At 71.3% G+C, this 15,294-nt stretch carries 10 protein-coding genes; 2 read left to right on the forward strand and 8 right to left on the reverse strand.

The genetic code is table 11. The annotated features are described in order from the left end of the window. The gene (guaA, locus tag SSP24_RS35315) at positions 1–1,575 is read right to left on the reverse strand and encodes a glutamine-hydrolyzing GMP synthase (RefSeq protein ID WP_141314115.1); all 1,575 of its coding nucleotides are present in this window, start codon (positions 1,573–1,575) and stop codon (positions 1–3) included. Between the two features lie 306 nt (positions 1,576–1,881). On the opposite strand from guaA, the gene SSP24_RS35320 reads away from it, so the two are divergent. Beyond that, positions 1,882–2,208 (forward strand): chorismate mutase, encoded by a 327-nt coding sequence (locus tag SSP24_RS35320; RefSeq protein ID WP_141314117.1) that lies wholly within the window; start codon positions 1,882–1,884, stop codon positions 2,206–2,208. A gap of 533 nt (positions 2,209–2,741) precedes the next feature. Next, a complete protein-coding gene (locus SSP24_RS35325; protein ID WP_141314119.1) occupies positions 2,742–3,800 on the forward strand; it encodes an LAETG motif-containing sortase-dependent surface protein in 1,059 nt (352 codons plus the stop codon). A 104-nt stretch (positions 3,801–3,904) separates the two neighbouring features. On the opposite strand, the gene SSP24_RS35330 is transcribed toward SSP24_RS35325, so the two are convergent. From SSP24_RS35330 to SSP24_RS35360, 7 genes are all read right to left on the reverse strand, one after another. Continuing rightward, positions 3,905–5,683 carry a GMC oxidoreductase gene (locus tag SSP24_RS35330; protein ID WP_141314121.1) on the reverse strand — a complete coding sequence of 593 codons (1,779 nt, stop codon included), beginning with the start codon at positions 5,681–5,683 and terminating at the stop codon, positions 3,905–3,907. A 75-nt stretch (positions 5,684–5,758) separates the two neighbouring features. Further along, positions 5,759–7,384, reverse strand: a complete 1,626-nt coding sequence (locus tag SSP24_RS35335) for a succinic semialdehyde dehydrogenase (RefSeq protein ID WP_141314123.1) — start codon at positions 7,382–7,384, stop codon at positions 5,759–5,761. A 104-nt stretch (positions 7,385–7,488) separates the two neighbouring features. After that, positions 7,489–9,114, reverse strand: coding sequence for a serine/threonine-protein kinase (locus tag SSP24_RS35340; RefSeq protein WP_141314125.1), 1,626 nt, complete (start codon positions 9,112–9,114; stop codon positions 7,489–7,491). A 43-nt stretch (positions 9,115–9,157) separates the two neighbouring features. Beyond that, on the reverse strand, positions 9,158–10,870 hold the full coding sequence (locus SSP24_RS35345; RefSeq protein ID WP_141314127.1) for a serine/threonine-protein kinase: 1,713 nt from the start codon (positions 10,868–10,870) through the stop codon (positions 9,158–9,160). A gap of 88 nt (positions 10,871–10,958) precedes the next feature. After that, positions 10,959–12,011 (reverse strand): serine/threonine-protein kinase, encoded by a 1,053-nt coding sequence (locus SSP24_RS35350; protein ID WP_141314129.1) that lies wholly within the window; start codon positions 12,009–12,011, stop codon positions 10,959–10,961. A 93-nt stretch (positions 12,012–12,104) separates the two neighbouring features. Beyond that, positions 12,105–13,697 carry a serine/threonine-protein kinase gene (locus SSP24_RS35355; protein WP_141314135.1) on the reverse strand — a complete coding sequence of 531 codons (1,593 nt, stop codon included), beginning with the start codon at positions 13,695–13,697 and terminating at the stop codon, positions 12,105–12,107. A gap of 152 nt (positions 13,698–13,849) precedes the next feature. Then, the coding region (locus SSP24_RS35360; RefSeq protein ID WP_507772849.1) for a serine/threonine kinase C-terminal domain-containing protein at positions 13,850–15,294 on the reverse strand (1,445 nt) is incomplete at its 5' end.

The following is a 15,294-nucleotide window of genomic DNA, read 5'->3' on the forward strand; positions in this document are numbered from 1 at the left end:
TCACTCCCACTCGATCGTCCCCGGCGGCTTCGACGTCACGTCGAGGACGACCCGGTTGACGTCCCGCACCTCGTTGGTGATCCGGGTGGAGATCCGGGAGAGGACGTCGTACGGCAGCCGCGACCAGTCGGCCGTCATGGCGTCCTCGGAGGAGACGGGGCGGAGCACGATCGGGTGGCCGTACGTCCGGCCGTCGCCCTGGACGCCGACGGACCGGACGTCCGCGAGCAGCACCACCGGGCACTGCCAGATGTCCCGGTCGAGGCCGGCCGCCGTCAGCTCCTCGCGGGCGATGGCGTCGGCCTCGCGGAGCAGGTCGAGCCGCTCCTTGGTCACTTCGCCGACGATGCGGATGCCCAGCCCCGGTCCCGGGAACGGCTGGCGCTGGACGATCTCCTCAGGCAGGCCCAGCTCCTGGCCGACCATCCGGACCTCGTCCTTGAACAGCTTGCGCAGCGGCTCGATCAGCTTGAACTCGAGGTCCTCGGGGAGGCCGCCGACGTTGTGGTGGGACTTGATGTTGGCGGTGCCGGTGCCGCCGCCGGACTCCACCACGTCCGGGTAGAGCGTGCCCTGGACCAGGAACTCCACGGCCGGACCCTCGTCCGCGATGATCTCGGCCTGCGCCTGCTCGAAGACGCGGATGAACTCCCGGCCGATGATCTTCCGCTTCTCCTCCGGGTCGGAGACCCCCTTCAGAGCGGACAGGAACCGCTCCTGAGCATCCACGACCTTCAGCTGCACGCCGGTCGCGGCCACGAAGTCCTTCTCGACCTGCTCGGTCTCGCCCTTGCGCATCAGGCCGTGGTCCACGTACACGCAGGTCAGCTGGGAGCCGATGGCCTTCTGGACGAGGGCGGCGGCGACGGCGGAGTCCACGCCGCCGGACAGACCGCAGATCGCGCGCTTGTCGCCGACCTGGGCGCGGATCGACTCGACCTGCTCCTCGATCACATTGCCGGTGGTCCAGGAGGGGCTCAGGCCCGCGCCGCGGTAGAGGAAGTGCTCCAGGACCTGCTGGCCGTGCGTGGAGTGCATGACCTCGGGGTGGTACTGGACGCCGTACAGCTTCTTCTCGTCGTTCTCGAACGCGGCGACCGGGACGACGTCCGTGGAGGCCGTGACGCTGAAGCCCGCGGGGGCGGCGGAGCAGGCGTCGCCGTGCGACATCCACACGGCCTGCTCGTCCGGGGTGCCCTCGAAGAGGGTGGAGGACGACTTGGAGACGTGCAGGTCCGTACGGCCGTACTCGCGGGCGCCGGTGTTGTCGACCGTGCCGCCGAGGGTCTGCGCCATCAGCTGGAAGCCGTAGCACATGCCGAAGACGGGGACGCCGGACTCGAAGATCTCGCGGTCCAGGCGGGGCGCGCCCTTCTCGTACACCGACGACGGGCCGCCGGACAGGATGATCGCCGCCGGGTTCTTGGCGAGCATCTCCTGGACGGGCATGGTGCTCGGCACGATCTCGCTGTAGACCCGGGCCTCGCGGACGCGTCGGGCGATGAGCTGGGCGTACTGCGCACCGAAGTCGACGACCAGGACGGTGTCGGGGGCGGCGGGGGTCGCTGATGACACGGGTTGCCTTCCGGCGGCTTGTAAAGGGCTGTACCACCGATTCTAGCGGGGCTGCCGCAGGTGACCGCCGTCTCAGGATGCGAACCGGCTTGGCCGTCACCGAAGGCCACGGCATACTGACCGCATGCTCACGCACCCGACCTTCCTCTTTACCTATGGCAACCGGCCCGCCGGCTGCCATGGTCGTGCTGCTTGAGCAACTGACAAGCGACTTCCCAGGCGCCCCGGGCCGACAAGGTCCGGGGCGTCTGGCGTCCTCCGGGCCTTGTCCGTTCCGGGGCCGCATCCGACGAGGAGCCCCCGATCATGACCACCGCCACCGACCAGACCCCCACCGCGACCGACACGACAGGCGCCGCCCCCGACAAGACCGGCGCCCGCACCGACGAGGCCGCCGAGTTGATCACCGGCGCACGGGAACGCATCGACGCGCTCGACGACAGGATCATCGGCCTGATCCAGGAACGGATGGCCGTGTCGACCGTGATCCAGGAGGCCCGCATCACATCCGGCGGCCGGCGCGTGAACCTCTCCCGGGAGATGGAGGTGCTCGGCCGCTACCGGCAGGAGCTCGGCAAGCCGGGCACCGCCCTCGCCATGACGCTTCTCGAACTGTGCAGGGGTCGCATCTGAGTTCGCACCCCCTCTCACCCGTACGGCACGTGACCGCCGCCCGCCGCGCTTCGTTGGTCCCGGTGTCCGTGCCAGCCAGGGGCGGGCCCGAAAGAACCACGCGTGGCTCGCTGGAGCGATGAGACGTACGGAGTGTGCCGTGCGTCGTGGGACCTCGCTCCAGGGAAGTGACCGGACGGCAGGGGACAGCAGCCCGGTCACCCAAGAGAACGGTCGGCTCCGGGGACGCCCGGGGCCGACCGGCGGAAATGTGGCCGAGACCATCCGGAGGCAAGCGGCGCAACCCCCCGACGCCGCTCCCCAGGCACCGGCGCTGCCCTGACGCCGGTGCTGACGAAAGAAGGGCCCCGCGGCTCCGCCCCGCGGGGCCCTTCTCATGCCCGCACGCCCGCCACATCAAGTGATCCAGGTCACATAAAAACTGTGTGAAGGGCGGACAACCATTACCGGCCTTCGTTGATCAAACCTGCAGAACCAAGGGCCACACCCGTACGCCGTACGCGGAGCCCTTCCGACTCAGCAGGTAGGTCTTCATGAAGCTTCGCCGCGCCCTGGCAGCCGCCGCCGTGTCGGCCGCGATAGCCCCGATGGCGCTGCTCGCGGCACCGGCCGCGTACGCGTCGGACCCGACTACGGACCCGACCGCGACGGAGTCCGCCCCCGAGACGGCGTCCGCCTCCCCGAGCGCGTCCGACACCCAGTCGGCCACCGCGACCGCCACGAGCGACCCGTCCGCGTCCGACAGCCAGTCCCCGACTACGGACCCGACCGCGACGGAGTCCGCCACCGAGACGGCCTCCGCCTCGCCGACCGCCTCCACCTCGCCCTCCGCCTCCGCCTCCGCGACCGCTCCTTCCGACGACGAGTCGTGGAACCCGTACGAGGACTGCAAGTCCTTCAACCTGGACGACAAGCTCACGGCCTCCATCTCCGGGCTGCCGAACCAGATCGTCGCGGGCTCCGGCTGGCACGAGTTCGAGTTCGTGGTCACCAACGACTCCGACAAGGACCTCGAGAAGGTCTGGGTCGAGGCGTTCACGGAGTACTCGGACGACACGAACGAGGACTCGTCGCTCGCCTTCGACCTGGCCGAGATCCAGTACAAGCTGGACGGCAAGTGGACCAGCAACTACCAGGACTACTACGAGGACGAGGACGGCAAGTTCCACTTCTCGGGCACCTTCGTCGCCCTCCTCGACTCCCTCGAGAAGCACTCCACGGCCACGATGGACCTCCGGGTGCGGGTGAACAAGGACGCTCCGGCGGGCTCCTCGTTCGCGCTGAGCCAGGCCGTGTACGCGGGCGAGGAGGCGGCGTGCTACGGCAACGGTGACAACTACGACTTCACCGTGCTCGCCGCGGGCAGCAAGCCGTCCGGCAACGTCGACGACGCCAAGCCGAGCGGCGAGAAGCCCGACGTCACCGACGGCACGAGGCCGCAGGGTGACGTCAAGGAGATCGCCGGCAACCTCGCCGAGACCGGTTCCAGCTCCGCGCTGCCCATGATCGGGCTGGTCGGCGGTGTCGCCGTCGCCGCCGGTGCGGGTGCGGTGTTCGTCGTGCGGCGCAAGAAGGCCGGTGCGCAGGCGTAAGCACGCCTGACAGAGCCTGACGCAAGACAAGAGAGAGGGAGCTGCGCTCGGAGGGGGGCGCAGGTCCCTCTCTCTTATTTCTTGTCGCCAGGACTTTCCTGTCGTCAGGACTTCGGCGGCACCCTCGGCATCCCCAGGAACGGCAGCCGCAGCGCGCCGAACGCGTCCGCCGGGACCGTCGGGGACTTCGGCTCGACCGGCTTCAGGCGTTCGTACGCCGCTCCCTGCGCCGGTCGGGGGTCGGCCTCGCCCTTGTTGGGCCAGTACGACATCGCCCGCTCGGCCTGCGCGGTGATGGTGAGGGACGGGTTGACGCCCAGGTTGGCGGTGACGGCCGCGCCGTCGACGACGGAGATGCCCGGGTGGCCGTACAGGCGGTGGTAGGGGTCGATCACGCCGGTCTCGCGGGAGTCGCCGATCGGGCAGCCGCCGAGGAAGTGCGCGGTGAGCGGGGTGCCCATCAGTTCGCCGATGTTGCTGCCGGCGAAGCCGTTGATCTCGTCGGCGATCGCCGACGCGCCCTCCGAAGCGGCCTTGATCTGCTTGGGGTTGGGCGCGCCATGGCCCTGCCGGGCGGTCAGCAGGCCCTTGCCGACGCCGTCCGGCTTCAGATACGTCGTCAGCGAGTTGTCCAGCGACTGCATCACCAGGCCGATGATGGTCCGCTCCGACCAGCGGTGGTTGTTGAGGGAGCGGAGCAGCACGAGGGGGTGGCGGGCGGCGTTGCGCAGGAAGGCCAGCAGGCGGGAGGAGCCCTCCGCGTAGGGGATCTGGAGGATCGCCATGCCGCCCATCGAGTTGGAGCCCTTGCCGTAACGGACCGGCTCGATGTGGGTGTTGGCGTCCGGGTGGATGGAGGACGTGATGGCGACGCCGCGCGTGAAGTCGACCTTCCGCTCGCCGGTGACCTTTCGGTAGCGGCGGTTGGTGGTCTGGGCGCCGACCAGGGCCTCGGAGTTGGTGCGGGTGAGTTCGCCGAGGCGGTCGGAGAGGTACGGCAGTCGGCCGGTGGCCTTCATGCGGTGCAGGAGGGTCTGGGTGCCGTAGGTGCCGGCCGCGAGGACGACGCGGTGGGCGCGGAAGGTGCGACCGCTGCCCTTCTTGCCCTGGTCGGTGGGCAGGGTGGTGACGGCGTACCCGCCCTGTGAGTCGTCGGTGATGGCGACGACCGTGGTCATGGGGTGGACGACCGCGCCTGCTTTCTCGGCGAGATAGAGGTAGTTCTCGTTGAGGGTGTTCTTGGCGCCGTGCCGGCAGCCGGTCATGCACTCGCCGCACTCGGCACAGGCACGGCGGGCCGGTCCGGCGCCACCGAAGTATGGGTCGGCCGCCTCCTCGCCGGGGCGGGCCCTGACCGTGCCGTCGGCGTCCTTGCCGTCGCCGAAGAAAACTCCGACCGGCGCCATGTGGAAGGTGTCGCCCACGCCCATCCGCTGCGCGGCGGCCTTCAGGTGCACGTCGGAGGGGGTCATCGTCGGGTTCAGCCGTACGCCGAGCATGCGCTGGGCCTGGTCGTAGTACGGCGCCAGCTCCTCCTGCCAGTCGGTGATGTGGCCCCACTGGGGGTCCTCGAAGAAGGGCTTCGGCGGTACGTAGAGGGTGTTGGCGTAGTTGAGCGAGCCGCCGCCCACGCCTGCGCCGGCCAGGACCATGACGTTGCCGAGCAGGTGGATGCGCTGGAGGCCGTACATGCCGAGCTTGGGGGCCCAGAGGTAGTTCTTCAGGTCCCAGGAGTTCTTGGGGAGGGATTCGCGGGTGAAGCGACGGCCCGCCTCCAGAACGCCGACTTTGTATCCCTTTTCGGTGAGGCGCAGGGCGGTGACCGAGCCGCCGAAGCCGGAGCCTACGACGATGACGTCGTAGTCATAAACGTCCTTGGGCACGTGCGTTCTCCCCTTGAGTGTGCAGTGCGGGCCGTATGTGGCTGGTCGCGCAGTTCCCCGCGCCCCTTAGGGACGTCAGCGGAACCTGAGTGCCTTCATCACCCTCAGGCTGCGGCTCATGAAAGCCGCGTACCTCTCGTCGTCCATCCCCAACGACGGGGCCATCGGCAGCAGCCGCTGGTGGGCGATCGTCTGGGCCTCCGTGTACTTGAGGATCCCCTCGGAGCCGTGGCGGCGGCCCAGGCCGGAGTCCTTCATGCCGCCCATCGGGGACTGCACGCTGCCGTACGCCGGCGCATAGCCCTCGTTGATGTTGACGGTGCCGGTGCGCAGGCGGGCGGCGACCTCGCGGCCGCGGCGGGCGTTCGTCGTCCAGACCGAGGAGTTCAGGCCGTACGGCGTGGAATTGGCGTGCTCGATCGCCTCGTCGTCGGTCTTGAAGCGGTAGATCGAGACGACCGGCCCGAAGGTCTCCTCCGTGCAGACGGCCATGGGCGGCTCGACGCCGTCGAGGATGGTCGGCTCGTAGAAGTACGGGCCGATGTCCGGGCGGGCGGTGCCCCCCGCCACGACCTTCGCACCCTTGGCCACCGCCTCCTCCACATGCCGCTTGACGGTCTCCAGCTGGCGTTCGCCCACCAGTGAGCCCATGTCGGCGCCGTACGCGAGGGACGTGCCGAGCCGCATGGCCTTCGTGCGGGCGGCGAAGCGCTCCACGAAGGCGTCCGCGACCGACTCGTGGACGTACAACCGCTCGATGGAGATGCACAGTTGACCGGCGGAGGAGAAGCACGCCCGGACGGCACCGGCGGCGGCCTTCTCCACGTCGGCGTCCTCAAGCACCACCATGGCGTTCTTGCCGCCCAGTTCGAGGGAGACGCCGACCAGCCGGGCGGCGGCGCCCTGCGCGACCTCGCGGCCGGTGCGGGTGGAGCCGGTGAAGGAGACGTAGTCGGCGTGCTTGACGACCTCGGGGCCGACGACCGGGCCCTCACCGAGGACGACCTGGAAGACGTCGGCGGGCAGCCCGGCCTCGATCAGCAGGTCGCGCGCCCAGAGCGCGGTGAGGCAGGTCTCCGTGTCCGGCTTCATCACCACCGCGTTGCCCGCGACGAAGGCCGGGAGCGCGTCGCCGACCGACAGCTCCAGCGGGTAGTTCCAGGGGGCGATCTGGCCGACCACACCCCGCGGGTGGCGCAGTTCGGTGACCTTCGTCAGGGTCGGGATGGCGCCGGTGTGCCGCTTCGGCTTCAGATAGGCGGGGGCCATACGGCCGTAGTGCCGGGCCGCGACGGCGACGGCCTGCACCTCCTCGTGGGCGTGCAGCCGGGCCTTGCCGGTCTCCAGCTGGATCAGGTCCAGCACCTCGGCCTGGCGTTCCAGCATCAGGTCGTGGAAGCGGAGCAGCACGGCCGCGCGCTGCCGTACGGGTGTCTGCGCCCACACGGCCTGTGCGGTACGGGCCGCCGCGAACGCCTTCTGTACGTCCTCCGGCGTGGACTCGGGCAGGTCGGCCAGCTTCTCGCCGGTGAACGGCGTGTGGTTGGCGGTCCGGCCGGAACCGGCCACGCCCCGGGTGAGCTGGGCGATCAGCTCGGGGGTGACCACGTCCGCGGCGGTGCGGGCGCCCTCGGGGGCGGGGGCGAGGGGATTGGTGCCGGTGCTGTGCGTGGCCTGCTCCAGGGCCTGCGAGTCCGTCATGAGCCGCAGGGTATGCCCCGTCGAAGGCTTTGTGTACCCGTCGGTAATCGGGATTCACGGAGTGCACACATACCGCCAGTGATCACTGGCAACGAACGTGCTGATCAGGGCGTTGGTGAGGCGCGGACGGCATCGATCTCGAGTCGGCCGCGGGCGCCCTTGAACACGTCGGTGCCCTTCTTCTCGTCGGGCGTGCCCTTGGGCATGTCGACGCGCAGCTCGTACATACGGCCGCCCTCGGTGAGGATCACCAACTGCATCACGCGGGTCGGGTCCTGCGCCATGTTGTAGGTGGTGTCGGCGAGGACGGCTTCCCGGCCGTCGAAGGACGTACGGGTGTACTGCGTGCGGGCGTCGCCGTTGTAGCCGTCCCAGGTGGCGTGCGCCTGACGGGCCCGGGTCATCGGGGAGCCGGGTGCCTTGTCCCACTGGGTGAGGCGGACCTGGATGGTGTTGCCGAGGTCGTAGACGACCAGGCGGGGTGGATCGTCGGCGCTGCCCTCGCGGGCGGCCTCCTTGTAGGTGCTGGGGAGGGAGAGGACGGCGGCCATGTCCTTCTCGCGGTGCACGATCCATGCAGGCCCGGGGGCCGAGCTGGAGGTGGCGGTGCGCTCCGTGCCCGAGGTGTCGTCGGGTTCGGGGCGGAAGGAGGAGGTGGCGAGCCAGACGCCGCCGGTGACGAGGATGCCGAGCAGGATGGCGGGGACGGGGTGGCGGAGGGGGTGACGTGTGGGCTTCAGGGGCTGTTCAGTGAGGTCCGGATCCGGTACGACCGTCCCCGGCTCCGGCGCAGCCGTGCCCTCCCCCCGCAGCCGTACCGTCCCGGCGTCGTCCGCGAACCCCTCCAGCTCCGCCGCCTCCTGAGCAGCCGTCGACGCACCGTCCGGCACCTCCGGCCAGCCCTCCGCCACCGCCTCCAACGCCACGGCGGCCTCCTCCGCCCCCGGCCGCCGCTCGGGATCCTTCGCCAGGAGCCGGACGAGCAGCGGCCCCAGCGGGCCGGCCTGCTTCGGCTCGGGCGGATCCGCGGCGAGGATGGCGGCGAGCGTGGACTCCAGCGTCGTACGGCGGAAAGGTGACCAGCCCTCGACTGCGGCGTACAGCAGAACCCCCAGAGACCACAGGTCGGAGGCGGGGCCCGCGCTGCGGCCGGACATGCGTTCGGGCGCGATGAACTCCAGTGAGCCGACGAACTCGCCGCTCATGGTGAGGGATTCCTCGCCCTGGACGTGGGCGATGCCGAAGTCGGTGAGGACGACACGGCCGTGCGGGCTCAGCAGGACGTTGGCGGGTTTGACGTCCCGGTGCACGATGCCGACCGCGTGCGCGGCGCGCAGGGCGCCGAGGACGGCGAGGCCGATACGGGCCGCCTCGGGGGCGTCGACCGGGCCGCGCTGAAGCAGCTCGTGGAGGGACTCGCCCCGGATCAACTCCATGACGATCCAGGGGATTCCGTCATCCTCCACCACGTCGTGGATGGTGACGGCGGACGGATGGTCGACGCGGGCGGCGGCCCGGGCCTCGCGGTACAGGCGGTGGGCGGCCCGGCGGTGGGTCTCGTCCTCCGGGTCGCCCGGCAACCGGGGCTGTTTGACGGCGACGTCGCGCTCGACCAGTTCGTCCCTCGCCCGCCAGACGGTGCCCATGCCGCCGGAGCCGATGCGCTCGATCAACCGGTAGCGCCCGCCGACCAGACGTCCGTCGCGCTGGTGTTCGCCGCCGTCACTCATGCCCCATGACTACCCTGCGGCACACGTCTTTGTCGACGTGAGGTCAGGGCTTGTCGATGTCCAGGTTCGCGATCGCGACCCGGGCCACCTCGCGGCCCCGTTCGGTGAAGTCGCCCTTGCCGGGATAGCTGACGGTGAGCTTGTACATGTTCCCGTCGGAGTTCTTGTAGTAGAAGATCTGCACCTCGCGCGGACGCGGATTCTGACTGTCGGTCGTCTCGTACGCGATGGTGTTCCGCGCGGCGTCCTTGCCCTGGTACTTGGCCTCGTCGTCCGGCTTGGTGTCCGGGTTCTCCGGCATGCCGAAGTCGTAGCTGCCGCTCTGCTCGAAGACGCCGTTGTCCTCGTACATCTCGGCGGCCGCGGACTCCTTGATGGAGTTGGTCGTGTCCTCGGACTTCTTGTCCAGGCGCAGGCCGAGCCAGATGCTGCCGCTGGGGTCGGTGTACGTCACCCAGTGGTCGTCGTCGGTGTCCTCGGGCACGGTGCGCGTGTAGCCGTCGGGATACGCGACGGTCGCGGCGACGTCCTGCTCGGCCTTCGTGTTCCAGCCCTCGGGCAGTGGGCCCGCGAACGGTTCGGCGATCACCAGGTACGCCGCCACCGCCGCCGCGACGACCGCCGCGCCCAGCCCGAGCAGCGTCCTGCGGCCGAGCCGGATCCCGCCGCCCCGCCCGCTGTCGCCGCCGCCCACGGTCACGACCTGCGTGGGCACCGGCGCGGGTGGGTTGGCGGCCGCCTCCAGCAGGGAGCGGACCTGGGCGGCGTTCGGGCGGCGCGCCGGGTCCTTCTGGAGCAGGCCGTTGAGGACCTCGGCGAGCGGACCGGACGCCGAGGCGGGCGGCGCGGGCGTGGCGTTGAGGACGGACTGGAGGGTGGCCGGGGTGTTGCTGCGGCGGAAGGGGGACACGCCCTCCGTGGCCGCGTACAGCACGACGCCCAGCGACCACAGGTCCGACGCCGGGCCGGGTCGCTGGCCCAGCACCCGCTCCGGGGCGATGTACTCGGGCGAGCCGACGAAGCCGCCGGTGTCGGTCAGGTTGGTCTCGCCCTCGATCTGCGCGATGCCGAAGTCGGTGAGTACGACGCGGTCATGACGGCCCAGCAGGACGTTGTCCGGTTTGACGTCCCGGTGCAGGATGCCGGCGGCGTGCGCGGCCTCCAGCGCGCCGAGCACCTCCAGGCCGACCCTGGCGGCCTCGCGGGCGGACAGGGTGCCCTCCTGGAGCGCGTCGCCTAGGGAACGTCCCTGCACCAGCTCCATCACGATCCACGGCCGGTCGTCCACCATGGCGACGTCGTGCACGTTCACCACCGCCGGGTGGTCGAGCCGGGCCGCGGCGCGGGCCTCGCGGCGCATCCGCTCGAAGGCGTTGGCGCGTTCGCGCTCGGGAAGGTGGTCCGGAACGCGGGGTTCCTTGACCGCGACCTCCCGGTCCACCGTCTCGTCCTTGGCGCGCCACACCGTGCCCATGCCGCCGTGCCCGAGCTTGGCGAGCAGCCGGTAGCGGCCTGCGATGAGGCGGCCGGTGCCGGGGTCCTGCGGGGGCTGGCGGGTGGGCTGCTGAGGTGCCTGCTGGGCGGGCTGAGGGGCCTGCTGGGCGGCATGCGGGGGCTGTTGCTGCGGCGGCACGACCTGGGTCGGCGATGCGTACGGGTTGTTCGGATGCGGTACGGCGGCGGGCTGAACCGGCGGTTGCAGACCGAAACTCGTTGGCTCGTCGGACCCGTGGCGGGCTCCCCCGTTGTTGCTCATGCGTTCATGCATATCGCGGCAAGCGCTTCTGCATCCACCGCGAAGGCTCACCGGTCACAGACCCGTGACTCAGGTCGCCGCTTATCTCCTACTTAGGTGGGCTCTCGGGGCCGCTGGGGGACGGCGACACCGACGTGCTCAAGGACGTGCTCGGCGTCGGACTCACCGGCGTACCCCCGCCCTCCCCACCACCGCCGGTCATGAACAGCGCCGCCGCCGACACCCCCGCCGCCACCATGGCGGCGACCAGCAGCGCGATCACCAGCCGGTCCCGCTGCGTGCGTTGCAGGCTCGTCGGCTCCGGCGTACTGCCCGTCGCCAGGAACTCCCGCAGCATCCGCTCGGCCTGCACTGCGTCCAGCCGCCGGTCCGGGTCGCGTTCCAGCAGCCCGCGTACGACGGGCAGGAGCGGCCCGACCTGCGCGGGCGGCCGGATCGGCGCGGCCACGACGGCGTGCAGGACACCGCCCAACGAGTCTCGGTGGAACGGCGATTCGCCGCTGACCGCCGCGCACAGCAGCACGCCGAGCGACCACAGGTCGGAGGCCGGGCCGGTACCGGACCCCGACATCCGCTCGGGCGCGGTGTACTCGGGCGAGCCGACGAACGTCCCCGACTCGGTGAGCGTGGTGGCGCCCTCGACCTGGGCGACGCCGAAGTCGGTGAGGACGACACGGCCGGTGCCGGACTCGATGAGGACGTTGGCCGGCTTGAGGTCGCGGTGCAGGACACCGTCCTCGTGCGCCGCGCGCAGCGCGCCGAGCAGGGCGACGCCGATCCGGGCGGCCTCGCGGGCGTCGACGGGGCCGTGCGCGGCGATCCGGTCGGCGAGGGAGCCGCCGTCGATCAACTCCATGACGATGTAGAGGCGTTCGTCGTGCTCGACGACGTCGTGGACGACGCTGATGTGCGGGTGCTGCAACTGGGCGAGCGCACGGGCCTCGCGCAGCGTGCGGTCGCGTGAGGAGCGGACGCGGGCCGCCGACGGGGAGTCGTCCGGGACGAGTTCCTTGACGGCCACCTGACGGCCGAGCAGTTGGTCGGTGGCCCGCCAGACGACGCCCATGCCGCCCCGCCCGAGCGCCGCCTGAAGCCGGTAACGGCCCGCGATGACCCGCTCGTCGGACCCCTCGCTCCCCATGAGCACATCATGCCCCAGCCGGAGCGGGACCCTCCGCGCCGAACGGGTGGCATGGCCGACAAACGACCATGCCGTGTCAGCCGGGTGCGCCGGTCAGGACGGCTTCCCCGGCCGCCACGCCTGCAGCAGCGTCTTGAACTGCTCCCGCGTGGTCGCCCAGTCCGCCGCGGGCCCCGACATGTAGATCGCGTACTCGACGCCGTCCCGAGCGATGTACATCTCCTCGATGGCCCGGCGCGGCCCCGCGTAGTCGCCGGGGTCGGACTCCAGCGCGGTCCACGTGTACTCCCACAGGGAGCCCTTGCGGTCCCGGTAGATGTTCTCCTCCATGGTCACGCGCTGGTACTGCGCCAGCCGCTGGACCTGCTCCTCCAGGTCCCGCTGGTGCTCGTAGGGGTCGTCGAAGTCCGGTGAGGTGTCGACGGCGATGCGGATGAAGTGCGTACCGCCGTCGGGCGTGTAGTCGATCTGCGTCAGGTCGCCCTGGATGCCGTACACCTTCCGCTGCCAGCGATCGCTGGGCACGGAGAGGCTGAAACCCGCCGGGTCGTCCTTGCGCACCCAGGTGGCCGGGATGGACTCCTCCGGGCTCGGTGAGGTCGAGGGGGAGACGGACGACGTGGCTGACGCGCCGTCCCGGGCACGGCTCTCGTCCCACTGCTGCACCAGTACCGCACTGGCCCCGCCGACGACCGCCGCAAAGGCGACAACGAGGGCCAGCATGCGCAGCCTGCGCCGCCGTGCGGTCGGCACGGTCGCCGCCGGGGCGGTGCCGAGCGAGTGCGGCCGGGAGTGCTCCCGCGTCTCCTGCGGCACCGGGCCCGCTTCCGGCTGCCGCGCGGGCGGCACGTACACCTCGGTCACCTGCGGCCGGCGCCCGTCCGCCACCTCGGCGAGCAGTCGCTCCGCCGCGTCGGAGGCGGGCCGCGTGGCCGGTTCCTTGCGCAGCAGAGCGTTGATCACGGGCCCGAGTGGACCGGCGTACCGGGGCTCGGCGGGCTGCTCCTCGACGACGGCCTGCATGGTGCCGAGCGGCGAGGTGCGGCGGAACGGCGAGGTGCCCTCCACCGCCGTGTACAGCGTCGCACCGAGCGCCCACAGGTCGGCGGCCGGTCCCGGGTCGTGCCCGCGGATCCGCTCGGGGGCGAGGTAGTCGACCGAGCCGACGACCTCTCCGGTCCGGGTGATCGTCGTGTCGCCGTCGATCTGCGCGATGCCGAAGTCGGTGAGCAGGACGCGGCCGTCGTCGGCGAGCAGCACGTTGCCGGGCTTGACGTCCCGGTGCAGCACACCGGCGGTGTGCGCGGCCCGCAGCGCGCGCAGCACCCACAGACCGATCCGGGCGGCCTCGACCGGCTCGACGCGGCCCTGCGCCTTGACGGCGTCGGCGAGCGAGCGGCCCTCGACCAGCTCCATCACGATCCACGGCCGGCCGTCGTGTTCGAGTACGTCGTGGACGGTGACGACGGCCGAGTGGTTGATCCGCGCGGCCGCGCGCGCCTCCGCCCGGGTGCGGGCCAGCAGGACGGCCTGGTCGCTCTCGGAGACGTAGAGCGCGGCGGTCAACTCCTTGATCGCGACGGCCCGGTGCAACACCTCGTCATGGGCACGCCACACCCGGCCCATGCCACCGCTGCCGATGGCATCGGTGAGCCGGTAGCGGCCCCCGATGAGCACGCCCTGCATCTGATTCACGTTTCCCCGCAATGTTCTTGACAGAGTCAGGGTAGGGACCGGCCCACGAACGGGGAACAACGGGGGCGCCACGGAGACCGCACTGTGACGGTTGTCGCTTTCTGTGACGAGAAGCAACCATCGGGCCAACTGCCCCGGCAGGGTCAGCCGGTGGCCTGGTAGGTCGCCGCCGCCTGCTCGTACAGCCGGGTTACCTCGTCCCGCTCGGCCTCCGGTCCACGCACCTGGAGCACGTGGTAGCGCCCGTCGAGGAGCATCGCGAGGTTGCGCACGAACAGGTCGCGGCCGTCGTCGTCACTCCAGGTGAACTGCCCCTCGGCCATGGTCCGCCCGCCCACCTCGATGGTCTTCAGACCGGTGGACGTGGCCCAGCTCGACTCCCGGTACGGCCGCAGCTCGGGTTCCCGCTCCTTCTGGTACGCCATTGGATCGCTGCCGTACTCGTCCGCGCCGTCCCGTCCCGGTACGACGATCAGCTCGAAGTCTCCCTGGGAGTAGACGACCTGCCCGCTGCCGTTCTTGGGCGCGCGCTGCCAGCCCTCGGCGACGGCGACTCGGAAGCCCTCCGGGTCGTCGTGCAGGGTGAAGCCGTCGGCGACCTCGGCCTGCGTCCCGGTCGGGTCGTCCTCCGGCGCGTTCTGGTCGGGGCGTGGCTCGCTGCTCGCTTCGGGTGTCGGGTCGGGCGCCTGGCTGACCTGGCCGGCGGCTCCGGTCCGGTCGGGGGTCGCGCCGCTGCCGCTGCCCTCGTCGGCCTTCGGCATGAACAGCATGGCGTACGCGATCGCACCCGCCAGCGCGAGCAGTATCAGCAGGAGCAGGGTGCGGCCGAGGCTGCGCGGCGAACGCGTCTTCTCCTTCCCCCGCTTGTGCCGCCCGTGCCGCGCGGGCAGCCCGGCCCGCCGCCTGCGCACCAGCTCGCCCTTGCGGCGCACGATCGGCAGCCGGCTCGCGTCGGGCGGCGGCGCGGCGACGACATGCACACCGGCCTCCGGCTCGGGCGCGGACCGCACCAGCGAACGCAGCCAGCCGCGCAGCTCCTCGAAGTCCAGCCGCTCGGTGGGGTCCTGGCGCAGCAACGACTCCACGACCGGCCGCAGCGGCCCGCACTCCTCGGCGAAGGCGGGCGGTTCGGCGCACACCAACTGCACCAGCTCGGCCGTCGACTCCTCCGGGTAGGGCGCATGCCCCTGTACGGCCCGGAAGAGCAGCGCGCCCAGCGCCCACAGGTCGGTCGCGGGGCCGATGGGCGGCGCGAGCTGCCAGTTCTCGTGCACCGGTCCGGCCTGCTCCGGCGCCCACCGCTCGGTCACCGGCCCCACCACAGCCATCCGCGCCTGTCGCGCCCGCTCCGCGGCCAAGGCGGTGGCGGGACCGCGACGGGTCACGGGAGTTCCGGCCACGAGGTCGTCCCAGCGGGCGCCGGTACGGGGTTGGGGGGTCGCCTCTTGAGCGGGGGCGGGTACGGCGGGGTGAGCGAGGCCGTTGCCGCGGGCGGGGGGCTGGATGCCCGGTCGGGTGAGACCGTCGGCTTGGGGCGGTAGGCCGGGCTGGGCGAGGCTGCTGCTGGGCGGGGGTACGCCGGGCTGGG

The organism is Streptomyces spinoverrucosus (assembly GCF_006539505.1).
GTDB classification, from domain to species: Bacteria; Actinomycetota; Actinomycetes; order Streptomycetales; family Streptomycetaceae; genus Streptomyces; species Streptomyces spinoverrucosus.